Source organism: Mesorhizobium sp. J18, from assembly GCF_007829525.1.
In the GTDB taxonomy this organism is placed as follows: domain Bacteria; phylum Pseudomonadota; class Alphaproteobacteria; order Rhizobiales; family Rhizobiaceae; genus VLJP01.
Genome location: NZ_VLJP01000056.1, coordinates 108,489 through 131,161 on the forward strand (window position 1 = coordinate 108,489; position 22,673 = coordinate 131,161).

Consider the following 22,673-nt stretch of genomic DNA (forward strand, 5'->3'; position numbering starts at 1 on the left):
GCCTAACCTGTTCAGAGTCAAGCGCGGCGGTTAACTTCCGATAGGCGGAAAGGTTCCGTCCTCAATCCATATGTGCGACCGCAGCCTCGCCCGAAGGCGCCTGTCCCGGCTTTCTCAGGAGTAGCGCAAGCGGAATGGCACACAGGGTCACGATCATCATGAATTTGAAGTCATTGATATAGGAGATCATCAGCGCCTGTTGATTGATCAGATTGTCGATCATCGAAAGCGCACCGGGATCGCCCGCTGCCGCATCTGGCGAGATTGCCGTCAGGTTCGGATTGAACGGCGAGACGTGTCCGGACAGCACCTCGTGATTGATCTGCGCGTTGCGGGTCAAAAGCACTGTCACGATCGAGATGCCGATGCTCGAGCCGATATTGCGCACCAGGCTGAACAGGCTGGTTGCATCGGTGCGAAAACGCGGATCGAGCGTCGCGAAGGCGACCGTTGACAGCGGCACGAAGACGAGGCCCAGCCCCAGCCCCTGGATGATGCCGGATTCGATGATCAGCCTGTCGTCCATCTGAGGCGAGAAGCCTGCCATCATGTGCAGTGACCAGGCCGTCAGCGAAAGACCTGCCACCACGAGCATACGAGCGTCGATGACTTTCACGAGCCTGCCAACCACGATCATCGAGATCATGGTGCCAACGCCGCGCGGCGCCATTACGAGGCCGGTCAGCGTGGTCGAATGGTTGAATAGCCGCGCCAGCATCGGCGGCAGCAGCGCCAGGCTCGCCAACAGGATCACGCCGACGACGAAGATGAAAATCAGGCCGGTGACGAAATTGCGGTCGCGGAAGATCTGCGCGTCGATGAAAGTGTCGCGGCCGGTCATCAAATGGATCATGAATATCCAGAACCCGGTGATGGAAAGGCCCAGTTCTATCCAGATCTCGGCTGCCGAGAACCAGTCGACCTCGGCTCCCCTGTCCAGCATGAGCTGCAACGCTCCGACGCCGAGGGACAGCATGGCGAAACCGAAGAAGTCGAAGCCGCGCAGCCGCCGTGCGATCCGGGGCAGGTAGGCTGCCGCGCCAAGGAAAGACAAGATGCCGACCGGCAGGTTGATGAAGAAGACCCAGCGCCAGTCGAACGATTCCGTCAACCAGCCGCCCAGCGTCGGACCGATGATCGGGCCGACCATGATACCGGCGCCCCACATCGCCATGGCCTGGCCGTGATTTTCCTTGCGGTTGATGTCGAGCAGGATGGTCTGCGACAGAGGTACGATCGCCGCGCCGAACACGCCCTGGAACAGGCGAAACACCACCATGGATTCGAGGTTCCAGGCCATGCCGCACAGCATGGAGAAAATGGTGAAGCCGACCACCGAGGCAAGGAAGAATTCGCGCCGCCCGAAGCGGTCGGAAAGCCAGCCCGTCATCGGCGTCATGATCGCCGCCGCGACGATATAGGAGGTCAGCACCCAGTTGATGGTGTCGGGCGAGGCGCCAAGGTCGCCCGTCATGGATGGCAGTGCGACATTGGCGATTGTGGTGTCGAGCACCTGCATCACCGTCGCGAGCATGATCGAAATCGTGATCAGCCCGCGATGCGGGACCGCATCGGGATCGACTTCTGGTGCCTGTGCCATTGAAAAAGCTCCGCCGGCGCTCCGTTACTCGGCCGCGTTGGCGGTGCCGAAGATGGCACCCAGACCGCGGCTGGCTTCGGTGTCGACGGTAACGGTCGCGCTCATGCCGGTTCTCAGCAGGTCCTTCGCATTCTCGTCCTCGAGCGTCAGCCGCACTGGAATGCGCTGCGTGACCTTCACCCAGTTGCCGGTGGCGTTCTGGGCCGGCAGCAGGGAGAATTCCGCGCCCGTGCCGGCGCCGATGCTTTGCACGGTGGCCTCAACCGGATGATCCGGATAGGTGTCGAAGATCACCTCTGCCTTCTGGCCGGCGCGCATATGGGTCAGTTGCGTTTCCTTGAAATTGGCCTCGACCCAGCTCTGCCCGGTTTCCACCAGCGAGAAGAGCGGTGTGCCGACGCCGACGAACTGGCCGACCTTGAAGGAGGAGGCCTGCGAAACGATGCCGTCGGCGGGCGCGCGGACGGTCGTCTGGGAAAGCTCGTAGGCCGCCTTGTCGCGCGCCGCCAGTGCCTGGAGCACGCTTGGATGCTTGTCCGTCTCCAAATCGGCGCTGCCCCCGAGAGCTGCCAGTGCGCCAGCCACCGCCTGCTGAGCCGCGGCATGGCTTTCGCGTGCCTTGGCCACGTCGCGCATGGCCGTATCGAGCGATGACCGCGAGCTGATGCCCTTGCCGGAAAGCTCCTGCTGGCGCTTAAGTTCTGCTTCGAGATATTCGACTTCGCTCGCCGCCACCCGTTCCTGCGCCACGGCCTGGCTGTAGGCGGCGCGAAGCTGCTCGACATTCAGCCGTGCGGCAGCGAGCGCCGCCTCGGCCTGTTCCAGCGCAATGCGATAGGGCTCCTGGTCGACGACGAAGAGAATGTCGCCGGCTGACACTTTTGCATTGTCCTGTATGTTCACCTCGACGATCCGGCCCGCCGCCTGCGAGGCGATGGAGACTTTCGGCTGGTGCAGATAGGCGTTTTCCGTTTCCTGGAAGCGGCCGCCCATGATCCAGTAATAGCCGCCGGCGATGACGAGCGCAGTAGGAACCAGGACCATCAGGAAGAGCCGCAGGCCCTTGCGCCTGCCGCGCGGCACGGGCCGCGTTGCCGGGGCAAGCGCACCACCCGGCGCAGCATCTCGCGCCTCGATTTCGACAGCCTCCGCCTTGCCCTCCGCTTTCGTCATCGCATTCATTGTCCAGATCCTTCACTTGTCGTCCGCGGCGCAGAACATCCCGTTTCGCCGTCGGCAAGATTCTCCGCAATTCTTTCCAGCCCGCCGATGAGGCACCGGCGTTCTTCCTCGGTCAGGCCGGCCAGCGCTTCCTCATAGATTTCGCCGGCCATTCCCTTCACGACTCCATAGGCTTCGCGACCCTTCGGCGTGGGGAAGACCATACGCACACGCCGGTCGTCCTTGTCCTTCCGGCGCTCGATCCAGCCCCCCTCTTCCATACGGTCGAGGAGTCGCGAAACGCTGATCGGCTCGATCTCCAGCAGTTCGGCAAGCCGCGCCTGCGCCACGCCTTCTTCCTTGACGAGGCGGAACAGAAGCCGCCACTGCGCAGCCGAAAGACCGTATTCGCTGCCGCGCTTTTCGAAGCGCTTGCGCATCAGCCTCGCCGTGTCGTGGAGGAGGAAGCCCAGTCTGTCGGTGCCGTCTGTTTTCATGAGCAGCATATATTATAAGCGTGCTTATGAAACAAGCGGCATCCGGGTGATCACTGACAGTTGATGTCAATCTGCCGCAGGGTAAGCTGATGGTGACGTCTTTCTGGAACGGTCATGGCGTCGAAAGCTTGAGTCCGATCAGCCCGGCGACGATGAGGCTGACGCTGACGATCCTGAACAATGTGGCCGCCTCGCCAAGAAGGAAGATACCGGCGAGGAAGGCGCCCACCGCGCCGATGCCCGTCCAGATCGCATAGGCCGTGCCGAGCGGCAGGGATTTCATGGCCAACGCCAGCAGGCCGAAACTGATGAACATGGTGACAAAGGTGACGATGCTCGGCAGCAGCTTGGTGAAGCCCGCGGACTGCTTCATCATCGTGGCCCACACGACCTCGAACACGCCTGCCAGAACGAGATAGACCCAAGCCATGATGCTACTCCGAATGGCTTGCCGAAGTGACAATACGAATGCCGTTCGGCGCGGGGCGCCCCCGGCAGACGCCGCTGTTTTCGCTCAGGCGATGCGGTACAGGAATGAGGGGAAAGGGGACCGCTGTCATCCGCGGGAAAAGGACCGTTTTCATGAGGCAACACCATTCTCTATCGAGACAATGGGGCCGTCCCCGATGAAACACCGGCGCGGGTCGTCCCGCGCAACCTTTAACTAGTGACAAGTGGCCACAAGATCAAGCTGTCCGCGCCCTCAGGCCGCCTGCCTGTCCGGCATTCTGGCTTCGCTGGCTGCAAAACGCCCATCCGGCAACGCGGATATATGGCCGTAGCGCGCAAGCGAGACGAGAAGCTGGCCGACGCGTTTCTCGATGCGCTTACCGCCACGTCGGAAGCTGCGCGCGAGTTCCGCTGCATCCATGGGTCGGCTGCTGCGCGCCAGAACGGCTTCCACAGCCAGAACCTGTTCATCACGATCGGTTGGGAAGACAGGCAGACTCTTGTCGGTCGCCATCACCTTCTCCTCCAGGACGAGTTCGCCCGTCTTCGCAGTGACGCCCTTGGCAAAGCGCGGAATCTGATATTCCGGCCTCAGCCATCGCACGTGCCCGCTCGCTTCCTCCCTGGCCCGCTCGGCATTGAGCGCAACCAGGCGCGCCAGGATTTCCTCGTCCGCAAGATCGGATGGCCAGCCATAGGCTTCCGCCGTCAGCCTGTCGATCGTCTCGTGCAGCTCCTTCAGGATGAGAACCAGTCCGCGCTCTTTCACGTCTTCGTCCTTGGCCGAAAGTTCAGTGCCTGCCTTGATCTTTTCGAGCACATTGTAGAGCCCGGTCAGGGTGAGATCGGGATGGGCCTCCAGAACACGCTTGCGCGTTGCGTCGAGTTCCTCGCCCGCAGCGCGAAGGCTTTCGCGCAGCGCGTCTGTAAGTTGAGGAAAGGGGAAGGGATCAAAGCAGCGGGATTTTGAATAGCGCGGATCATTGCCCATTCCCAACCATCCACCCGCAGCCAGCGCCCATCTGCAATGAATCGAACTAGAGAGGATTGCCAGGTGCGCTGCATCTTCGGAGGCGATCGCAATGACCATGTGATCGGGCACCACCTCCGTGGAGATGAACTGGAAGAGCCGGTGCTTTGCTGTCTCGGTCGTTCCGATGTAGCGGTGGAGATCGGCAACAGCCTGCCGCAGATCAGGGCGTGATCTGCCAAAGAGCCACCATCCCTTGCGGAAAGCGGCATCCCGCGCCTTGGCTCGCTCTGGTTTTACGGTTGCCAGTAAATGCGAATATGCAGCCGGTGCAGAAGATGCAGCGCATCAGGAATACCGCCACCTGCTCGGGTTCGTAGTTCTCTTCCAGCGACCGGCTCACCGCTGCGAGCCTCGTCGCGATCTGACGCGTCACCCGCGCGGACTCCCTGGCAGGATCAAGGCTTGTTGGATCAGTCCAGATGCGGGCCAACAGTTCGCGTGTCTCGGCTTGTCGCAAGTCCTCCAGATAGATGCGGAATCCCTTACGGTCGGGAAACTGGCTGTAAGCACGGCCGGTGCCGGTGAAATCGGCGAACAGTTCGAAGGCGTGGCCAACGTCGCAGGTGATGATGAAGGGCGGGGCGGGATGATCCGCGTCGAGCAGAAAAACATATTCTTCGGCCTGCCGCCTCGCATTCTGCATCATCGCGTCCCAGCCCCGCGCGACGCTGCGCCGCCCCAGCCGCTCCGGTTCCTCCGGAATCAGTGCGAGCTGTCCCGGCAGCGCGTTGCGGCCGCCCGGAAGCCGGGACTGCTTGGCTTCCAGAATGAAGCAGCCTTTTTTGTAGAGATCGATGCGCCGGGACGACATGATTTCGTCGCTTGCCCGCCGCCGGACCGCGCGCTCGAAGACATAATCGTTGTGCTCGCGTTCGATGCCTGCCGGATCGGGGCGCGAAACGCCGATCAAGTCGCACAATTCACTGAGAAACATCTGATAGTTGGCCCGCTCCGCGCCGCCCTCGCGCGTGGTCCAGCGGGCGATGAATGCCTCGCAATCCAATCCGCCTTCCCCTCCCAAGGCAATGCGTCCACGCCATCGCTCCGCAGGCGACCGCTTACAGGTCGCCGCAGCGCTCTACATTTCGTTGCATAGTCTGAATTGTTTTTACTGTAGGTTGTAGAAACGAATGGCGCAATCCTGAATTGCATGATCGCCACGTTCCACCCGCCGCAAGGCCGCGCTTGTGAACCGCCGCGCCCCCTGCTAAAGGCGCGGCACATGACGACGCCGCTGAAAAATATCCGCAACTTCTCCATCGTGGCCCATATCGACCACGGCAAGTCGACGCTCGCCGACCGGCTCATCCAGATGACCGGCTCGCTGGAGGAGCGCGAGATGAAGGAGCAGGTGCTCGACGCCATGGACATCGAGCGCGAGCGTGGCATCACCATCAAAGCCAACACCGTCCGCCTGGAATACGACGCCCGCGACGGCGAGCATTACGTGCTGAACCTCATCGACACGCCGGGCCATGTGGATTTCGCCTACGAGGTCTCGCGCTCGCTGGCCGCCTGCGAGGGCTCGCTGCTGGTGGTCGACGCCTCCCAGGGCGTCGAGGCGCAGACGCTCGCCAATGTCTACCAGGCGATCGACAACGACCATGAGATCGTCGTCGTCCTCAACAAGGTCGACCTTCCCGCAGCCGAGCCCGAGCGCGTCAAGGAGCAGGTGGAGGAGGTGATCGGCCTCGACGCTTCGGACGCCGTTATGATCTCGGCCAAGACCGGCATGGGGGTTGACGAGGTGCTGGAGGCGATCGTCAACCGCCTGCCGCCGCCGCGCGAGGGCGATGCCGCAGCCCCCCTCAAGGCCATGCTGGTCGATAGCTGGTACGATGCCTATCTCGGCGTCATCGTGCTTGTGCGCGTCATCGACGGCCGGCTGAGGAAAGGCCAGACGGTGCGCATGATGGGCACCGGCGCCAAATACCAGGTCGATCGCGTTGGCGTCATCACGCCGAAGATGGTCATGGTGGACGAGCTCGGCCCCGGCGAGCTCGGCTTCATCACTGCCTCCATCAAGGAGGTGGCTGACACCCGCGTCGGCGACACCATCACCGAGGACAAGCGCCCGACCGAAAAGCCGCTACCCGGCTTCAAGCCGGCGCAGCCGGTGGTGTTCTGCGGCCTCTTCCCCGTCGATGCTGCCGATTTCGAGGACCTGCGCGCAGCCATGGGCAAGCTCAGGCTGAACGATGCCAGCTTCTCCTTCGAGATGGAGACGTCGGCCGCGCTCGGCTTCGGCTTCCGCTGCGGCTTCCTCGGCCTGTTGCATCTGGAGATCATCCAAGAGCGGCTGGAGCGCGAATTCGACCTCGACCTCATCGCCACTGCGCCCTCCGTCGTCTATCATCTCTATATGACCGACGGCACCATGAAGGAACTGCACAACCCGGCCGACATGCCCGACGTGGTCAAGATCGACCATATCGAGGAGCCGTGGATCCGCGCCACCATCCTGACGCCGGACGATTATCTCGGCGCCATCCTGAAGCTCTGCCAGGAGCGGCGCGGCATCCAGGTAGACCTTTCCTATGTCGGAAAACGCGCCATGCTTGTCTACGACCTGCCGCTCAACGAGGTGGTGTTCGATTTCTACGACCGGCTGAAGTCGATCTCCAAGGGCTATGCCAGTTTCGACTACCAGCTCACCGACTATCGCGAGGGCGACCTCGTCAAGATGTCGATCCTCGTCAACGAGGAGCCGGTCGACGCGCTATCCATGCTCGTCCATCGCTCGGCGGCTGAAAAGCGCGGCCGCGCCATGTGCGAGAAGCTGAAGGACCTGATCCCCAAGCATATGTTCAAGATCCCGATCCAGGCGGCCATCGGCGGCAAGGTCATCGCGCGCGAGACCATCTCGGCCCTGCGCAAGGACGTGACGGCGAAATGCTATGGCGGCGACGTCACGCGCAAGCGCAAGCTTCTCGAGAAGCAGAAGGAAGGCAAGAAGCGCATGCGCCAGTTCGGCAAGGTGGAGATCCCGCAGGCGGCATTCATCGAAGCCTTGAAGATGGGGGACAATTGAGGCCTGCAGCAACGGAATTGAATTGAGCAGGCTTGGCTTCACCCTCACCCTGGGCGGCCGAAGACGCCCGGTCCCGGCAGCATCTCGTGGACGCATCTGCCCAGCACCTCTTTCCTGGGTCGCTATGGCATCGAACAGGCCGCAGACTTTGCCTGAGAAAGCACCGGATGCCGCCCGTCCATCCATGTTGAAAAACCCTGCAAAACTTGGAAAAAGGGGCGGGAACGCCTATATTTCGTGCATATGCGAATATTGATTCGCCTCCTTTTCCTGCGCACCCGAAACGCGCTCCCAGACGAAAGCACCGAATGACCGACACGCCCGAAACACTCCCCGGCGAAACCGCTGAATATGGTGCCGATTCCATCAAGGTTCTCAAGGGCCTCGATGCCGTGCGCAAACGGCCGGGCATGTATATCGGCGACACGGACGATGGATCCGGCCTGCATCACATGGTCTATGAAGTGGTAGACAATGCGATCGACGAAGCTCTGGCCGGCCACGCCACGCTCGTCACGGTAACCCTGAATCCCGACGGGTCCTGCACGGTCACCGACAATGGCCGCGGCATACCGACCGATCTCCATGCCGGCGAAGGGGTTTCGGCCGCCGAGGTCATCATGACGCAGCTCCACGCAGGCGGGAAATTCGACCAGAATTCCTACAAGGTCTCGGGCGGCCTGCACGGAGTTGGCGTCTCGGTGGTCAATGCGCTGTCGACCTGGCTGAAGCTGAAGATCCGCCGCAAGGGCAAGATCCATGAAATGAGCTTCACCCATGGCGTTCCGGATGGTCCGCTCACAGTTACCGGCGAAGCCGGGAACGAGACCGGTACGGAGGTGACCTTCCTGCCGTCGCCCGAAACCTTCTCCATGACCGAGTTCGACTATGCGACGCTGGAGCATCGGCTGCGTGAGCTCGCCTTCCTCAATTCCGGCGTGCGCATTCTTTTGACCGACAAGCGTCACGCGGACGTAAAGGCGCAGGAGTTCCTGTATGAAGGCGGCATCGAAGCCTTCGTGCGCTATCTCGATCGCGCCAAGAAGCCGCTGATCGAAGCTCCCATAGCGATCAAGGCTGAACGGGACGGCATCACCGTCGAGGTCGCAATGTGGTGGAACGACAGCTATCACGAGAATGTGCTGTGCTTTACCAACAACATTCCGCAGCGCGACGGCGGCACACATCTGGCCGGGTTTCGGGGTGCTCTGACGCGGCAGGTGACGGGCTATGCCGAGACCTCCGGCATGTCCAAGAAAGAGAAGGTGAACCTCACGGGCGATGATTGCCGCGAAGGCCTGACCGCCGTGCTTTCGGTCAAGGTGCCCGATCCGAAATTCTCTTCGCAGACCAAGGACAAGCTGGTCTCCTCCGAGGTGCGGCCGGTTGTGGAAGGCTTGGTCAACGAGGCATTGGGCATATGGCTGGAAGAGCATCCGAGCGAAGCCAAGGTGCTGATCGGCAAGGTGGTGGAGGCAGCGGCCGCACGCGAGGCTGCGCGCCGCGCGCGCGAGCTTACGCGTCGCAAGGGTGCACTGGACATCACCTCCCTGCCCGGCAAGCTGGCCGATTGCCAGGAACGCGATCCGGCGAAGTCCGAAATCTTCATCGTCGAGGGCGACTCGGCGGGCGGTTCGGCCAAGAGCGGCCGCTCACGCCAGAACCAGGCGATCTTGCCGTTGCGCGGCAAGATCCTGAATGTCGAGCGCGCCCGTTTCGACCGGATGCTTTCCTCCGACATGATCGGGACGCTGATCACTGCGCTTGGTACAGGCATCGGCAAGGACGAGTTCAGCGCCGACAAGTTGCGCTATCACAAGATCATCATCATGACCGACGCCGACGTCGACGGCGCCCATATCCGCACGCTGCTCCTCACCTTCTTCTTCCGGCAGATGCCGGAGCTGATCGAGCGCGGGCATCTCTACATAGCGCAGCCGCCGCTCTACAAGATTTCGCGCGGCAAATCGGCCCAATACATCAAGGACGAGCACGCTTTCGAGGAATTCCTCATCAATTCGGGGCTCGAAGAGGCTTCCCTTGAACTGGCAACCGGCGAGGTGCGGCGAGGTCATGACCTGCGTTCCGTCATCGATGACGCGCGCGCGGTCCGTTCGCTGATCGAAGGTCTGCATACTCGTTACAGCCGTTCCGCCGTCGAGCAGGCGGCGATTGCCGGGGCGCTGAACCCGGCAGTTCTGGCTGACCCTGCTCGCGCCCATGAAGCAGCCGAATATGTCGCCCGGCGTCTCGACATGATCGCCGAGGAGACCGAGCGTGGCTGGCAGGGGCGCATCAATCCTTCGAACGAGGGCGCAGGCGGCTATCTCTTCGAGAGGACCGTTCGCGGTGTGCGCGAGATCGCCATCCTCGACGCCGCGCTGATCGGCTCCGCCGATGCGCGCGCCCTGGACCGCTACGCCGGCCGTCTGCAGGAGATCTACGCGAAGCAGCCGATACTGCGCCGCAGCGACAAGGCCGAGCCGATTTCCGGCCCGAGGGCTCTTCTCGAGGCGGTTTTCGCTACCGGCCGAAAGGGCCTGACAATGCAGCGCTATAAGGGCCTCGGAGAGATGAATGCCGAACAGCTCTGGGAGACCACGCTCGACCCAAATGCCCGTTCGCTGCTCCAGGTCAAGGTCACTGACGCGACCGATGCAGATGCCCTTTTTGCCCGCCTGATGGGCGATGAGGTCGAGCCGCGGCGGGAATTCATCCAGGACAACGCACTTTCGGTCGCCAATCTCGACGTGTAGGTTTCTGGGCCACGGCAACAGGCCATCACTTCCAAATCAGCCAAAGCCGGGCGCTCTAGCCTGGCTTTGTTTTCAGGAAGGCAGTTTCTCCTGCCTGCGTTTATTCCCGCAGGGAGAGGGAAATAATCATTCGATTGACTGATTTGGTCGAATGATCTAATACTATTTTATGGTTGAGACATCCACGAGGCTAACATCATCCCGAAAATCGCGAGGGGATCGCGGGGATCAGACGCGCGAGAGGTTGCTGAAGGCTTCTATCGATGTATTCGGCCGCTTCGGTTTCGACGGTTCGACCACCAGGATGCTGGCGGATACCGCAGGCGTAAACCTGCAAGCGATCCCTTATCATTTCGGAGGCAAGGAAGGCCTCTACATAGCTTCCGCGGAATATATCGGCGAGGCGATCAGCAGCCATGTTTCCCATGCGCGCGACGAGGTGCGTGGTCGCTTGGCGGAGCTCGAAGCGAGCGGACAAAGGCTGACGCGCGAAGAAGCGCGCAGTCATCTTGCGCTTATCGCGCAGACCATGATCGCGCTTTTCGTCAGCAAGCAATCGGAGCCTTGGGCGCGCTTTCTCATTCGCGAGCAGATGGAGCCGACGGAAGCCTTCTCCCGCGTCTATGGCGGTGTCATGAAACCAATGCTCGAGCTCGTTGCCAAACTTATCGGTGCCATGCTCAAGGAAGACCCGCTATCAGCGCATGTCCGCCTTCGCACGCTATCCTTCGTCGGCAGCATTCTGATTTACCGCATGGCACATGCCGCAGCGCTTGCACATCTTGGCTGGAACAATGTCGGGCCGACAGAGGTGCGAACCTTGCAGGATGTCGCAAAAGAACTGGTGGATTCGATCAGACCACAGGAGCAGGCGACATGAGGAAAAGACTTGTCCGCGCTCTCGCCCTGCTGGTCCTTGTGAGCGCGGCCGCGGCATGGTGGTTCGATGTTCCCGCATGGCTGGGATGGAGAGCGTCGCAGGACTACAATCTGACCCTCTACGGCAATGTTGACATCCGCCAGGTACAGCTCGGCTTCCGGGTCGACGGCCGCCTCGCGGAAACCCTGGTGGACGAAGGAGACGAAGTGTCGTCCGGAACGATCCTCGCCCGTCTCGACGCCCAGCCCTACGAGGATTCTGTCCGCGCGGCCGAGGCTGAGGTGGCCGCATTGCAGGCGACGCTGCGAAAGCTTCGAGACGGACCACGTCCGGCCGAGATCGCCCAGGCTAAGGCTGCGACCGCCGAGCGCGAGGCTGACCTGCAGAACGCTACCCTCGCCTTCGACCGGTCAAACCAGCTCCGCAGGCAGGGAGCGATCTCCCAGGCCAATCTCGATCAAGCAACCGCAGCCCGTGACATGGCGGTCGCCCGCCTTGAATCGGCCCGGGAAGCGCTACGGCTCCTCGAGGAAGGCACACGTGAAGAGGATATAGCCGTAGCGCGCGCCAATTTGCGGGCCGCTGAAGCCAAACTTGCCGCCGCGAAGACATCCTTAGGCGACGCGACGCTCCGGGCGCCATCCGAAGGCATCGTCCTCTCGAGGGTGCATGAAGCAGGCGCGATCGTATCGCCGAGCGACACGGTCTACGTCCTGTCGCTTACCGAACCGGTCTGGGTGCGCGCCTATATCTCCGAACCGCGGCTCGGCACCATCCATCCCGGCATGGTCGTGGAGGTCACGACCGATACGGCGCCAAACAAGCCCTATCGCGGCAAGATCGGCTTCATCTCCCCGGTAGCCGAATTCACGCCGAAATCGGTCGAGACTCCCGACCTGCGCACCGATCTCGTTTATCGCCTGCGTATCACGATCGACCAGCCGGATACCGGCCTGCGCCAGGGAATGCCCGTGACGATCCGCATCCCGCCGAACGGCAATGCCGGAGACGGGTGATGCGGGCCGCTGCTTCGCAGAACGACACTGTCGACGACTTCGTGCGCATGAGGGATGTTACCAAGCGTTTCGGAAGCGCGCCTCCGGCACTCGACGCAGTATCCGGCTCGATAAGAGGCGGTGAGATCACCGGTCTGGTCGGACCGGACGGAGCAGGCAAGACGACCCTGATCCGGCTCATGACCGGCCTGATGCTGCCCGATACGGGTCTTGTCGAAGTCCTTGGCTTCGATACTAGGCGGGCGGCAGCTTCCATCCAGGCAGCGATCGGCTACATGCCGCAGCGCTTCGGTCTCTATGAAGACCTTACCGTGCAGGAAAACCTCAATCTCTATGCCGACCTGCGCGGTCTGCCGAAGGCGGAGCGGCCGGAGGTGTTCGAGGAACTGCTCACCTTTACGGATCTTGGGCGCTTCACCGGCAGGGTCGCCGGCAAACTTTCAGGCGGCATGAAGCAGAAGCTCGGTCTTGCCTGCGCGCTTCTGAAGAAACCGCGCCTGCTCCTGCTCGACGAACCGGGCGTCGGCGTTGACCCGATCTCGCGGCGCGATCTATGGACGATGGTCGAAGACCTGACCAAGGAAGGCATCGGGGTCGTCTGGTCCACTGCTTACCTGGACGAGGCCGAGGCTTGCGATCGGGTGCTCCTTCTCAATCAAGGCCGGCTCCTGTTCTCCGGCACGCCCTCAGGGATGACGGATCGCGTCGAAGGGCGTGTCTTCCGGCTGACCGGCATTGAAGGGCGGCGGCGTCCGATCCTGGCCGAGGCGCTCGATCAGAAGTGTGTCATTGACGGGGTGATCCAGGGAGCAGCGATCCGCCTCGTCCTGGCCCCTGAAAGCAATGCCGTACCGGCCGTTACGGCGCTTGCCGGTGGCCGAGCCAAAGCTGATCTGGCATCCCCCCGTTTCGAAGACGCATTTGTCGATATGCTCGGCGGCGGCCCCGGCGGCCGCTCCAAGCTTGCCGAAGCTGACCAACCTCAGACGACAAAGGACGGAGGCCCGGTGATCGAGGCACACGGGCTGACCAAGCGTTTCGGCGACTTTACGGCTGCCGAGGACATCACCTTCGAGATACCGCGCGGCCAGATCTTCGGGCTTCTCGGTCCTAACGGGGCCGGCAAATCCACGACCTTCAAGATGCTTTGCGGCCTTTTGAAACCCACGGAAGGCGAGGGAAAGGTCGCCGGATTCGACCTGCGTCGCGATACGGCCGAAGCTCGCAACCGTCTCGGCTACATGGCACAGAAATTCTCGCTCTACGGCGATTTGAGCGTCGACCAGAACCTCGAATTCTTCGCCGGTGTTTACGGCCTGCGCGGCGCCCATAAGCGGCAACGCATCGCGCTCATGAAGGAGATCTTCGAATTCGGCCCCTGTGCCGGGATGTCGGCCAAGGACCTGCCGCTCGGCTTGAAGCAGCGCCTCGCGCTTGCCTGCGCCGTCATGCACGAGCCGGAAGCGCTCTTTCTCGATGAGCCTACGTCGGGCGTCGACCCGATCACGCGCCGCGAGTTCTGGACGCATATCAATGCGCTGGTCGAAAAAGGCGTGACCGTTCTGGTCACCACGCACTTCATGGACGAAGCCGAATATTGCGACCGGATTTCGCTGATCTATCGCGGCCGCTCGATTGCGCTCGGCTCCCCGGACGAACTCAAGGCACGTGTGGCCGGCAAGGAGCATCCCGACCCGACCATGGAGGACGCCTTCATCGCGCTGGTCCAGGAATCCGAAAGGCAGGCGGCATGAGCAAGCATGCCGCCGAACGGAAAGATCGTCTCTCGCGGGCACGACGTTTCGCAGCCCTGGTGCGCAAGGAAAGCTATCAGGTCGTACGCGATCCGAGCAGCATCCTCATCGCCTTCGTCCTGCCGCTCATCCTGCTCTTTCTCTTCGGCTACGGCGTGTCGCTCGATACGACCACGACGCGTGTGGGTCTCGTAATGGAGAATGCTACGCCGGTAACGCAGGATCTGGCCGCCAGTTTCCAGGCCTCGCGCTATTTCGACGTGGCGAACGGCCGCGACAGGCGCGAATTCGAGGAAGACCTGCTGATCGGACGGATAAGGGGAATCATCGTCATTCCCGCACCATTCACAGCCGATTACGTCGCCGGCAACAATCCGCAGATTCAGGTCATCGTGGACGGGTCGGATGCCAACACGGCAAATTTCGTGCAGAACTATACGCGCGGAGTCGTAGCCACATGGGCCAGCCTGCGGGCGGCCGAAGTATCGCTTCAGCCGGCCTCGATCGCGGTCGAGCAGCGATTCTGGTTCAACCCCGAACTTACGAGCCGGAACTTCCTCGTGCCGGGTTCCATCGCCATCGTGATGACGCTTGTTGGAACGCTGCTGACCTCCCTCGTCGTCGCGCGCGAATGGGAGCGCGGAACCATGGAAGCCATGATGGCCACTCCGGTGACTGCGGCGGAGCTTCTGGCAGGGAAGATCCTCCCTTACTTCCTCCTCGCGCTCACCTCTATGACGCTTTGCGTGCTGCTTGCGGTCTTCCTTTTCGGCGTACCGTTCCGCGGCTCAGTCATCGCACTTTATGCGCTTTCGGCTACCTTCCTCGTGCCGGCGCTCGGCCAGGGCCTGCTGATTTCGGCTGCAACCAAGAACCAGTTCCTCGCCTCCCAGCTTGCGCTGATCTCGGCTTTCTTGCCGGCATTCCTGCTTTCGGGTTTCCTGTTCGAGATCAATTCCATGCCGCTCGTCATCCAGTGGGTCACGATGATCGTTGCGGCGCGCTATCTGATCCCGAGTTTGCAAACCGTGTTCCTCGCAGGCGACATCTGGCCGATGTTCCTGGCCGATATGGCCGTCATGCTTCTGATCGGCTCCGTGTTCTTCGCGCTCGCTATCCGTAGCACGAAAAAGAGGATCGGCTGATATGTGGACCCGGCTCAAGGCCCTCATCATCAAGGAATTGCTGGCCGTCCTGCGCGACCCGAAGGGCCGCATGATCCTGATCGGGCCGCCTATCCTTCAGTTGCTCGTCTTCTCCTATGCGGCGACATTGGAGGTTCGCAATATCGATGTTCTGGTGCTTAACCGTGACAGCGGATCATGGGGCCAGGAACTCGTGCACAGGATCGAAGGCGCACCAACGTTCCGCGATATCGTCCATACAGACCGGCTCGAGGGAATCCGCGAAGCGATCGACCGCCAGAGGGTGATTGCCGCAGTGCATATAGGCCCTACTTTCTCGCGCGTCATCGAAGCGGGAGGGCCGGCGGACTTGCAGATCATTCTCGACGGCCGCCGCTCGAATGCCTCGCAGATCGTCGCGGGCTATCTCAATCAGATCGTAACAGACCTTTCAGCCGAAACGCCAGCGGGCAGACGCATGGCGGCATCGGCAATCGAGATTGTGCCGCGCAACTGGTTCAACCCAAACCTGATATTCCAGTGGTTCATGGTGCCCAATCTCGTCGCCAGCATCGCGCTCCTGATCGGCCTCATCGTCACGGCGCTCTCCATCGCGCGCGAGCGGGAGCTCGGCACCTTCGACCAGCTGATGGTGTCACCGCTGCGAACGCATGAGATCCTTATCGGCAAGCTGACGCCCCCGATAATGATCGGCTTCTTTCATCTCACGATCTACATCCTCGCAGCCGTCTTCGTCTTCGGCGTTCCGCTGCGCGGCTCCCTGCTCCTGCTCTATGGAAGCGGCATTTTCTATCTTGCGGCGGTTGTGGGTATCGGCCTGTTCATCTCGGCAATGTCTATGACGCAGCAGCAGGCCATACTCGGCGCATTCCTGTTCATGGTTCCCGCCATGCTGCTTTCCGGTTTTGCAACCCCAATCGAGAACATGCCCGCCTGGCTCCAGCCAGTCACGATCATCAATCCTCTGCGCTATTTTCTGGTGATCGTTCGAGGCGTATTCCTCCGCGATTTGCCGCTCGGCGAGGTGATCGGAAACACGATCCCTCTTTTTCTGATAGCCGTCGTGACGCTCGGCGCAGCCGCCTGGCTCTTCCGACGCAGGCTGGAATAGGCGGTAGGCATATTTTAATTCAAATTTTACCCTGTCGCGAAGTTCAGCGGCATGATCGTCTCGTTTCGGAACGATTTTTTATCGCATGGATTAATATTCCAAGCGTGTTCTCAAGAAGAAGACATTGCGTCGCGAGGAAGAGATGGCAGGAAGGAGCAAAAATACGGATACGGCGCCTGAACTGGCGCAGTTGATCCGTCGGCAGATCCGACTTGCCGAAAATTCAAGGTTCCTGCGCGGTCTCCCGGGATTCTCGCTGGACGAGCGCCTGCCGGAAAAATTGAACATGCTGCTCGCCAAGCTCGACGAGGCGGAGAGACGGGCAAGCTGATGGCCAGGGCCCGCGGACGATCCAGCGGGCAACGAAGGTCCGCCGGATCACAATCGGCTACTCAGGACGCGCGGGCGCTCGGACGAGCCGCTGTACGAGGCTTCTTGCGCGGAATGAGGCCTTCGCGCTGAGCCTGCTTGCGTGCCAGCTTGCGGGATCGACGGATCGCTTCCGCCTTTTGCCGCGAACGTTTCTCGGATGGCTTCTCATAAGCGCGCCGGGCTTTCATTTCGCGAAAGACGCCCTCGCGCTGCATTTTCTTCTTCAGGGCCCTGAGGGCTTGCTCGACATTGTTGTCTCTTACGATGACTTGCAATGGTCTTCCTTCTTTCGTGCGTTAAAGAATATCCGTTGCGCTCAATGGCGCCAAATGGCAGTCGAAGCCGCCAACGGAACGACTCGGAATGGAGCGCACCATAGACGGAGCCCGCCCGGATTGCACCCCCGAGAACAAAATATAGGTGCGGGAACGGTTTTTTCGAGTTTGCCTGCGAGATTCAGGCAGGAACCCGCCGCCAGGAATAGCAGCCGACGGCCTGGGCTCCCGATACCGAAGGCTGATATTCGAGGTCTATTCCGCCGAGCTTCCCGACTTCCAGGCGAGCTAGCGCCGTCTTGTTGGACACTTCAAAGGTATCGAAACCGCAGCGCAGCATGTGCGGGATCTGATCGATCAAAACATCGCCCATGGCACGCAATTCGCCTTTGAAGCCATACCGCCCCTTGAGGAGCTGGGCCTTGGAATAGCTTCGCCCGTCATTAAAGGCAGGAAATGACAAGGCGATGAGCGGCAGTGTGTCAAGGAAAGGCAGGATCGGCTCAAGCGTCTCCCCGGGCAGCACGCTCACGCCGATACGGCCAGAACGCTCCGTTCGGATGATCTCGTCCAGCCCAAGGAAGACTTCCAGTGGCAGAATGAAGCGACCATTGCCCGAAAGCACCTCGGCACTTTCCTCATGCCGCCAGTCATCGACCCGGAACCCTGCGGCCGTCCACAGCCGTGTTTCTGTTTCAATATCCGTCATTTCAAATCCTAGAGCGAGGAAGAGGTGAGCGACTGTTCCAGCCCGGACAGATGGATGCCGCATTCGGTCTTCGCCTGGCCGGCCCAGCGGCCGCTGCGAGCATCCTCGCCCGGCTTGACGGGTTGAGTGCAGGGGAAGCAGCCTATCGAGAGATAGCCATAGGCGACCAGCGGATTCTCTCGCAGATTGTTGGCGCGCATATAAGCCGCCTGGTCGGCGGTCGTCCACCGCGCCAGCGGATTGATACGGATACGCCTTCCCACCGCCTCGAAGACAGGCATTTCGGCACGCGTATCAGATTGATGTCGCTTGCGGCCGGTGAGCCAGGCATCAAAGGGCGCGACAGCGCGGGCCATGGGCTCGACCTTGCGTATCTCACAGCAGGCATCCGTGTCGGTCCTGTGCAGCACTCCGTCCCGATCAAGCTCGGCGAGTGTCTCGGGCCGCGGCGTCACGACGCGCAGATTGGTCAAGCCAAGATCCTCAACGAGCCTATCCCGGTATTCGAGCGTTTCACCGAAATGCTTGCCCGTGTCGAGGAAAAGCACCGGGAGATCGGAATTCACCTTCGATATCATGTGGAGGAGTACGGCCGAATCGGCACCGAAGGAGGATATTACCGCGATACCGTTGGCGCGATGAAAGCGACTTACGGACAGGTCAATGATCTCTTCTGCTTCCAACCGGCCATAGCGCGCCTCCAGCGAAGAGGCTGTCTCCAACGCCTCGATCTCGGGGTCAAGCAGCTTTGGCTTCGCTCCCATAGAGAGCCTCCTTGAAAGGGGCGGCGCCAAGCCGGCGATAGGCCGCGAGGAAAGTCTCGGACTTGTCATGGCGCAGTGACAGATAGGTTTCGACGATCGTCTCGACCGCGTCCGCGATCTCGTCCGCCGTGAACCCGCGCCCTATGATCTCGCCGATCGCAGTGTGCTCGTCGCCGGAGCCGCCGAGCGTGATCTGGTAAAGCTCGGTGCCTTTCTTCTCGACACCGAGGATACCGATATGGCCGACATGGTGATGGCCGCAGGCATTGATGCAGCCGGAAATCTTGACCTTCAGATCACCGATCTCGTCCTGCTTTTCCTGCGCGGCGAAACGACGGGAAATCTCCTGCGCCACCGGGATGGAGCGGGCATTGGCCAACGCGCAGTAATCGAGGCCGGGGCAAGCTATGATGTCCGTGACAAGCCCGGCATTGGAAGTGGCAAGGCCGATCTCCACCAGCCGATCGTAGACTGCCTTCAGATCGGCGCGGGCGACATGCGGCAAGACCAGGTTTTGTTCATGGCTGACTCGGATTTCATCGAAGGCATAGCGTTCCGCTATATCGGCGACGGCATCCATCTGATCGGCAGTGATGTCACCGGGGACCTCGCCTATGCCCTTGAGAGAGATGGTGACCGAGGCGTAATCGGAGTTCTTGTGCGTATGAAGATTGCGCCGCAGCCAGGTGGCGAAACCCTTGTCAGCAACGGCCGCCGCGATAACCGCGTCGCCTTCAGGCCTTGCCGGCAAGACAGGGGGCGCGAAGTAAGCCTGGATGGCGCGGATATCGGCATCCGGCAGCTTCAACTCGCTGTCCCTGAGCGCAGCGAACTCCTTCTCGACCTGGGCGGTCAGTTCCACGGTACCGGTCTCGTGAACAAGGATCTTAATGCGCGCCTTGTACTTGTTGTCGCGCCGACCATGCAGGTTGTAAACGCGCAGGATCGCGGTTGTGTAAGACAGCAAGTCCTGTTCCGGCAGAAAATCACGAATCTTCTTCGCCACCATGGGCGTGCGGCCAAGACCACCCCCTACATAGACGGCAAAGCCCAACTCTCCCTGTTCGTTCCGCTTCAGATGCAGGCCGATGTCATGGACCTGGATCGCCGCGCGGTCCCGCTCCGCGCCGGTCACGGCGATCTTGAACTTGCGCGGCAGATAGGAAAATTCCGGATGCACGGAGGACCACTGACGCAGGATCTCTGCATATGGCCTCGGGTCTGCCACTTCGTCGGCAGCCGCTCCCGCGAAATGATCCGCGGTAACGTTGCGTATGCAGTTTCCGCTGGTCTGAATGCAGTGCATTTCGACCGATGCGAGATCTTCCAGGATTTGCGGGATGTCCGTCAGGGCAGGCCAGTGGAACTGGAGATTCTGGCGTGTGGTGAAATGACCATAACCCTTGTCGTAAGTGCGGGCTATGTGAGCCAGCACGCGCATCTGGCGTGACGCGAGCGTGCCATAAGGAATGGCGATCCGCAGCATATAGGCATGAAGCTGCAGATAGACGCCGTTCATCAGCCGCAGCGGCTTGAACTGATCCTCCGTTATCTCGCCATCCAGGCGGCGAGTGACCTGATCGCGGAACTGGGCCACGCGCGCCTTCACAAAGGCATGATCGAATTCATCGTAACGATACATATCGTCTTCCTGGATTCTTCGTCGGTGATGTTCAGGCCGCTACCGGCACAGGTCGGCGGGCTTGCTTGCCAAGCTCGGGATGAATCGTGGGTCCAGCCGCGCGGATGCGCTCACGAAGCCTGATCGGCCATATTTTTCCGTCCACTAGCTCCACATCGATCAGTTCAACATCCACGACCTCATTCTTGAGGAAAGCGGCCTTACCGGCGCGCTCCAGCTTCTCGCGGGCCTCCTCGCTGCAAGCGACCTCCGCGTCATCGATGCGCTCCACCCAGGAATGGTCCGCCGCGAGCCAGACGGCTTCACCGTCACTTAGCCGATTGGCGGTAAGGATCTTCTTCATGGCAGATCTCCTTCAGACCGTGGCAGCAGTGGTACCAATCTTGTGCGCCAACGGCTCGGATCGTTCGAAACGGGCGCCGGCCACAGCATCGCCGATGATTGTCATCACCGGTCCCTCGAGGTCGTTCCGGCTTTCCAGAGACGGCAGATCGGCAAGCGTACCGTGGAACATCCGCCGCCCGCCGAGGCTGGCATTCTCCACCACGCCGACAGCGGTATCGGGAGAAAGCCCTGCATCGATCAGACGGCCGGCCACCTCGGCGGCCGTTGAACGGCCCATATAGACCGCCACGGTGGCGCCGGAGATAGCAAGCTTCGCCCAATCGGGCAGCGCGTGACCCTTGAGATCGTGGCCGGTGGTGAATACCAGGGAGGATGCGACACCACGCAGGGTCAACGGAAGCTCGAAATCGGCGGCGGCGGCGAAGGCTGCCGTGACGCCCGGAACGACTTCATACGAAATCCCGGCATCACGCAGCGCGGCCATCTCCTCGCCGGCGCGGCCGAAGATCAACGGATCGCCGGATTTGAGCCGGACGACACGCTTGCCTTTGCGGGCAAGTTCCACCAGGAGAGCATTGATCTCCCCTTGGCTCTTGGAGTGACAGCCCTTGCGCTTGCCGGCGGCGATGCGCTCCGCATCGCGGCGGCCCATGGCAATGACCGCCTCAGGCACCAGCGCGTCATGGATGATGACGTCCGCCTCCATAAGCAGGCGATGAGCGCGCAATGTCAAAAGGTCTTCGGCGCCCGGCCCGGCACCGACCAGCGCGACGTGCCCCGGCAGCGTACCGGCATCGGACAGCAGCCGGTTCGCGCTGCGGCGGGCGCGGTCATCATCGCCGGTTTCGGTCGCGCGGGCAGGCTCGCCGGTAAAGAAGGTTTTCCAGAAATGGCGCCGGGCGCTGCCTTCCGGCACAAGTTTCTCAACTTTCTCGCGATAGGCCTCGGCAAGCATGGCCAACCGTCCAAGCGACGGTACAAGCATCCGATCGATGCGGGCACGGATCATCTGGGCGAGAACCGGGCCGGCGCCTTCCGTTCCGATGGCCACGGAAACGGGCGCGCGATTGACCAGGGCGGGCGTGTAAAAATCGCAAAGCTCGGGACGGTCGACGGCATTGGCCGGGATGCCAAGGCTGCGGGCATCCTTAATGACCCGCCGGTCGAGGGCTTCGTCTCCGGTGGCGGCGAAGACCAGCAGCGCGCCTGCGAGGTATGCGGCGTCATAGCCCTGGTGTAGAAGCTCTGCACCGTTTGCGGCAGCCCATTCGATCAGAGCCGGCTCCGCACGGTCGGCGATGACACGGATGGCGGCACTCGATTGACCGATCAACCGCGCCTTGGCCAAGGCCTCGTCACCGCCGCCGACAATCACGACGACGCGCTTTTCCACCCGCATGAATATGGGGAATGCGTTCAGCTTTGGTGTCTGGTGCGCCATATCCGTCGTCTTCTCTGGAGAAGTGCCGGATAATGGCTCCTGCGGCGAATTTTCAGAAGAAACCCGCTCGCGCCGGCGCGGCCGTGGAGCAATTGCTTTTGCGCATCCCCAGCCAGGTTGAGAAAAAATATCTCCCATCCGGAAGTCGACCGCCCAAGATGGCCAAAAGGAACCCCTCAATCTTCAGGGCGTTCCAAATGAAAGGCTGCAGCAAAACCACGGAAGAAGGGAGAATGCGATGGGCAACATACGCCTCACCCATGATATGTGGGTACTGGTGGCCGACGGCGAAAAGGCGCTTTTCCTGCGCAACGAAGGAGACGCCAAATACCCCAATCTCGAAGTTGTCCGCCAGATCAACGAAGACAATCCTCCGACGCGCGAACAGGGCACGGATCGACCGGGCCGGTTGAGCGACGGTCCCAGCTCCCACCGGAGCGCCGTCGCCGAAACCGACTGGCACCGCATCGAAAAGGAACGCTTCGCTCAAGAGATCGCCGAGCGCCTCTACAAGATGGCGCATCGGGGAGATTTCGACCAGATCGTTCTCGTCGCCCCGCCGACAGTGCTCGGGCAAATCCGCAAGGAGATGCACAAGGAAGTCGAAGAGAAGGTCAGGGGCGAAATTGCCAAGACACTGACCAACCACACGGTTGATGAGATAGAGAGAATTCTCACCTGACGCAGAAGC

The 22,673-nt window shown here is 61.3% G+C and carries 22 protein-coding genes; 10 read left to right on the forward strand and 12 right to left on the reverse strand.

Going from position 1 to position 22,673, the window contains the following annotated elements; all coding sequences use genetic code 11:
• Nucleotides 1-61: 61 nt before the first annotated feature.
• From L598_RS17620 to L598_RS21960, 5 genes are all read right to left on the reverse strand, one after another.
• Nucleotides 62-1,600 carry a DHA2 family efflux MFS transporter permease subunit gene (locus tag L598_RS17620; RefSeq protein ID WP_144864679.1) on the reverse strand — a complete coding sequence of 513 codons (1,539 nt, stop codon included), beginning with the start codon at nucleotides 1,598-1,600 and terminating at the stop codon, nucleotides 62-64.
• 24 nt (nucleotides 1,601-1,624) lie between these two features.
• Entirely contained in the window at nucleotides 1,625-2,782 is a 1,158-nt protein-coding gene (locus L598_RS17625; RefSeq protein ID WP_144864681.1) for an HlyD family secretion protein, read from the reverse strand.
• Nucleotides 2,779-3,258: a MarR family transcriptional regulator gene (locus tag L598_RS17630; protein WP_144864749.1), complete on the reverse strand. Its 480-nt coding sequence runs from the start codon at nucleotides 3,256-3,258 to the stop codon at nucleotides 2,779-2,781. The genes L598_RS17625 and L598_RS17630 overlap by 4 nt, the downstream gene beginning before the upstream one ends.
• Nucleotides 3,259-3,370: 112 nt before the next feature.
• Nucleotides 3,371-3,688, reverse strand: coding sequence for a quaternary ammonium compound efflux SMR transporter SugE (gene sugE / locus L598_RS17635; RefSeq protein ID WP_144864683.1), 318 nt, complete (start codon nucleotides 3,686-3,688; stop codon nucleotides 3,371-3,373).
• A 273-nt stretch (nucleotides 3,689-3,961) separates the two neighbouring features.
• Nucleotides 3,962-4,798, reverse strand: a complete 837-nt coding sequence (locus L598_RS21960) for a type IIL restriction-modification enzyme MmeI (RefSeq protein ID WP_348642775.1) — start codon at nucleotides 4,796-4,798, stop codon at nucleotides 3,962-3,964.
• Here L598_RS21960 and L598_RS21965 point away from each other — a divergent pair.
• Complete coding sequence (locus tag L598_RS21965) at nucleotides 4,763-4,912, forward strand: hypothetical protein (protein ID WP_348642776.1); 150 nt, start codon at nucleotides 4,763-4,765, stop codon at nucleotides 4,910-4,912. The two genes, L598_RS21960 and L598_RS21965, sit on opposite strands and share 36 nt — an antisense overlap.
• Here the strand turns inward: L598_RS21965 and L598_RS21970 are convergent.
• On the reverse strand, nucleotides 4,902-5,744 hold the full coding sequence (locus L598_RS21970; protein WP_348642774.1) for a type IIL restriction-modification enzyme MmeI: 843 nt from the start codon (nucleotides 5,742-5,744) through the stop codon (nucleotides 4,902-4,904). The two genes, L598_RS21965 and L598_RS21970, sit on opposite strands and share 11 nt — an antisense overlap.
• 219 nt (nucleotides 5,745-5,963) lie before the next feature.
• Between L598_RS21970 and lepA the strand changes: the two genes are divergently transcribed.
• From lepA to L598_RS17680, 8 genes are all read left to right on the forward strand, one after another.
• Nucleotides 5,964-7,772, forward strand: coding sequence for a translation elongation factor 4 (gene lepA / locus L598_RS17645; RefSeq protein WP_144864685.1), 1,809 nt, complete (start codon nucleotides 5,964-5,966; stop codon nucleotides 7,770-7,772).
• Between the two features lie 308 nt (nucleotides 7,773-8,080).
• A complete protein-coding gene (gene gyrB / locus L598_RS17650) occupies nucleotides 8,081-10,528 on the forward strand; it encodes a DNA topoisomerase (ATP-hydrolyzing) subunit B (RefSeq protein WP_144864687.1) in 2,448 nt (815 codons plus the stop codon).
• A gap of 169 nt (nucleotides 10,529-10,697) precedes the next feature.
• On the forward strand, nucleotides 10,698-11,408 hold the full coding sequence (locus L598_RS17655; RefSeq protein WP_144864689.1) for a CerR family C-terminal domain-containing protein: 711 nt from the start codon (nucleotides 10,698-10,700) through the stop codon (nucleotides 11,406-11,408).
• Entirely contained in the window at nucleotides 11,405-12,424 is a 1,020-nt protein-coding gene (gene hlyD / locus L598_RS17660; protein ID WP_144864691.1) for a secretion protein HlyD, read from the forward strand. Before L598_RS17655 ends, hlyD begins: the two co-directional genes overlap by 4 nt.
• Nucleotides 12,424-14,178 (forward strand): ATP-binding cassette domain-containing protein, encoded by a 1,755-nt coding sequence (locus L598_RS17665; protein WP_144864693.1) that lies wholly within the window; start codon nucleotides 12,424-12,426, stop codon nucleotides 14,176-14,178. The genes hlyD and L598_RS17665 overlap by 1 nt, the downstream gene beginning before the upstream one ends.
• Nucleotides 14,175-15,323 carry an ABC transporter permease gene (locus L598_RS17670; RefSeq protein WP_144864695.1) on the forward strand — a complete coding sequence of 383 codons (1,149 nt, stop codon included), beginning with the start codon at nucleotides 14,175-14,177 and terminating at the stop codon, nucleotides 15,321-15,323. Before L598_RS17665 ends, L598_RS17670 begins: the two co-directional genes overlap by 4 nt.
• Before the next feature lies 1 nt (nucleotide 15,324).
• The gene (locus tag L598_RS17675) at nucleotides 15,325-16,434 is read left to right on the forward strand and encodes an ABC transporter permease (protein ID WP_144864697.1); all 1,110 of its coding nucleotides are present in this window, start codon (nucleotides 15,325-15,327) and stop codon (nucleotides 16,432-16,434) included.
• Nucleotides 16,435-16,576: 142 nt separating this feature from the next.
• The gene (locus L598_RS17680) at nucleotides 16,577-16,765 is read left to right on the forward strand and encodes a hypothetical protein (RefSeq protein ID WP_144864699.1); all 189 of its coding nucleotides are present in this window, start codon (nucleotides 16,577-16,579) and stop codon (nucleotides 16,763-16,765) included.
• Between the two features lie 61 nt (nucleotides 16,766-16,826).
• Here the strand turns inward: L598_RS17680 and rpsU are convergent, their stop codons facing one another.
• The 6 genes from rpsU to cysG all read right to left on the reverse strand — a co-directional run bounded on the left by rpsU (nucleotide 16,827) and on the right by cysG (nucleotide 21,982).
• The gene (rpsU, locus tag L598_RS17685) at nucleotides 16,827-17,081 is read right to left on the reverse strand and encodes a 30S ribosomal protein S21 (RefSeq protein WP_144864702.1); all 255 of its coding nucleotides are present in this window, start codon (nucleotides 17,079-17,081) and stop codon (nucleotides 16,827-16,829) included.
• A gap of 181 nt (nucleotides 17,082-17,262) precedes the next feature.
• Nucleotides 17,263-17,790 carry a DUF934 domain-containing protein gene (locus L598_RS17690; protein ID WP_144864704.1) on the reverse strand — a complete coding sequence of 176 codons (528 nt, stop codon included), beginning with the start codon at nucleotides 17,788-17,790 and terminating at the stop codon, nucleotides 17,263-17,265.
• A gap of 8 nt (nucleotides 17,791-17,798) precedes the next feature.
• Nucleotides 17,799-18,554: a phosphoadenylyl-sulfate reductase gene (locus tag L598_RS17695; protein WP_144864706.1), complete on the reverse strand. Its 756-nt coding sequence runs from the start codon at nucleotides 18,552-18,554 to the stop codon at nucleotides 17,799-17,801.
• Nucleotides 18,529-20,196, reverse strand: coding sequence for a nitrite/sulfite reductase (locus L598_RS17700; RefSeq protein WP_144864708.1), 1,668 nt, complete (start codon nucleotides 20,194-20,196; stop codon nucleotides 18,529-18,531). Before L598_RS17700 ends, L598_RS17695 begins: the two co-directional genes overlap by 26 nt.
• 31 nt (nucleotides 20,197-20,227) lie before the next feature.
• The gene (locus L598_RS17705; protein ID WP_144864710.1) at nucleotides 20,228-20,539 is read right to left on the reverse strand and encodes a DUF2849 domain-containing protein; all 312 of its coding nucleotides are present in this window, start codon (nucleotides 20,537-20,539) and stop codon (nucleotides 20,228-20,230) included.
• Between the two features lie 12 nt (nucleotides 20,540-20,551).
• Nucleotides 20,552-21,982, reverse strand: a complete 1,431-nt coding sequence (cysG, locus tag L598_RS17710) for a siroheme synthase CysG (protein ID WP_144864712.1) — start codon at nucleotides 21,980-21,982, stop codon at nucleotides 20,552-20,554.
• Nucleotides 21,983-22,220: 238 nt separating this feature from the next.
• Between cysG and L598_RS17715 the strand changes: the two genes are divergently transcribed.
• Nucleotides 22,221-22,664: a host attachment family protein gene (locus L598_RS17715; protein ID WP_144864714.1), complete on the forward strand. Its 444-nt coding sequence runs from the start codon at nucleotides 22,221-22,223 to the stop codon at nucleotides 22,662-22,664.
• Nucleotides 22,665-22,673 lie beyond the last annotated feature (9 nt).

Bases quoted from the DNA above. Each gene is read 5' to 3' on its own strand.
- L598_RS17670 (WP_144864695.1), top strand. From the start codon at position 14,175: ATGAGCAAGCATGCCGCCGAACGGAAAGATCGTCTCTCGCGGGCACGA.
- gyrB (WP_144864687.1), top strand. From the start codon at position 8,081: ATGACCGACACGCCCGAAACACTCCCCGGCGAAACCGCTGAATATGGT.
- L598_RS17690 (WP_144864704.1), bottom strand. From the start codon at position 17,790: ATGACGGATATTGAAACAGAAACACGGCTGTGGACGGCCGCAGGGTTC.
- cysG (WP_144864712.1), bottom strand. From the start codon at position 21,982: ATGGCGCACCAGACACCAAAGCTGAACGCATTCCCCATATTCATGCGG.
- hlyD (WP_144864691.1), top strand. From the start codon at position 11,405: ATGAGGAAAAGACTTGTCCGCGCTCTCGCCCTGCTGGTCCTTGTGAGC.
- L598_RS17680 (WP_144864699.1), top strand. From the start codon at position 16,577: ATGGCAGGAAGGAGCAAAAATACGGATACGGCGCCTGAACTGGCGCAG.
- lepA (WP_144864685.1), top strand. From the start codon at position 5,964: ATGACGACGCCGCTGAAAAATATCCGCAACTTCTCCATCGTGGCCCAT.
- L598_RS17630 (WP_144864749.1), bottom strand. From the start codon at position 3,258: ATGAAAACAGACGGCACCGACAGACTGGGCTTCCTCCTCCACGACACG.
- L598_RS17675 (WP_144864697.1), top strand. From the start codon at position 15,325: ATGTGGACCCGGCTCAAGGCCCTCATCATCAAGGAATTGCTGGCCGTC.
- sugE (WP_144864683.1), bottom strand. From the start codon at position 3,688: ATGGCTTGGGTCTATCTCGTTCTGGCAGGCGTGTTCGAGGTCGTGTGG.
- L598_RS17665 (WP_144864693.1), top strand. From the start codon at position 12,424: ATGCGGGCCGCTGCTTCGCAGAACGACACTGTCGACGACTTCGTGCGC.
- L598_RS17705 (WP_144864710.1), bottom strand. From the start codon at position 20,539: ATGAAGAAGATCCTTACCGCCAATCGGCTAAGTGACGGTGAAGCCGTC.
- L598_RS17700 (WP_144864708.1), bottom strand. From the start codon at position 20,196: ATGTATCGTTACGATGAATTCGATCATGCCTTTGTGAAGGCGCGCGTG.
- L598_RS17695 (WP_144864706.1), bottom strand. From the start codon at position 18,554: ATGGGAGCGAAGCCAAAGCTGCTTGACCCCGAGATCGAGGCGTTGGAG.
- L598_RS17625 (WP_144864681.1), bottom strand. From the start codon at position 2,782: ATGAATGCGATGACGAAAGCGGAGGGCAAGGCGGAGGCTGTCGAAATC.
- L598_RS17715 (WP_144864714.1), top strand. From the start codon at position 22,221: ATGGGCAACATACGCCTCACCCATGATATGTGGGTACTGGTGGCCGAC.
- L598_RS21960 (WP_348642775.1), bottom strand. From the start codon at position 4,798: ATGGTCATTGCGATCGCCTCCGAAGATGCAGCGCACCTGGCAATCCTC.
- L598_RS17620 (WP_144864679.1), bottom strand. From the start codon at position 1,600: ATGGCACAGGCACCAGAAGTCGATCCCGATGCGGTCCCGCATCGCGGG.
- L598_RS17655 (WP_144864689.1), top strand. From the start codon at position 10,698: ATGGTTGAGACATCCACGAGGCTAACATCATCCCGAAAATCGCGAGGG.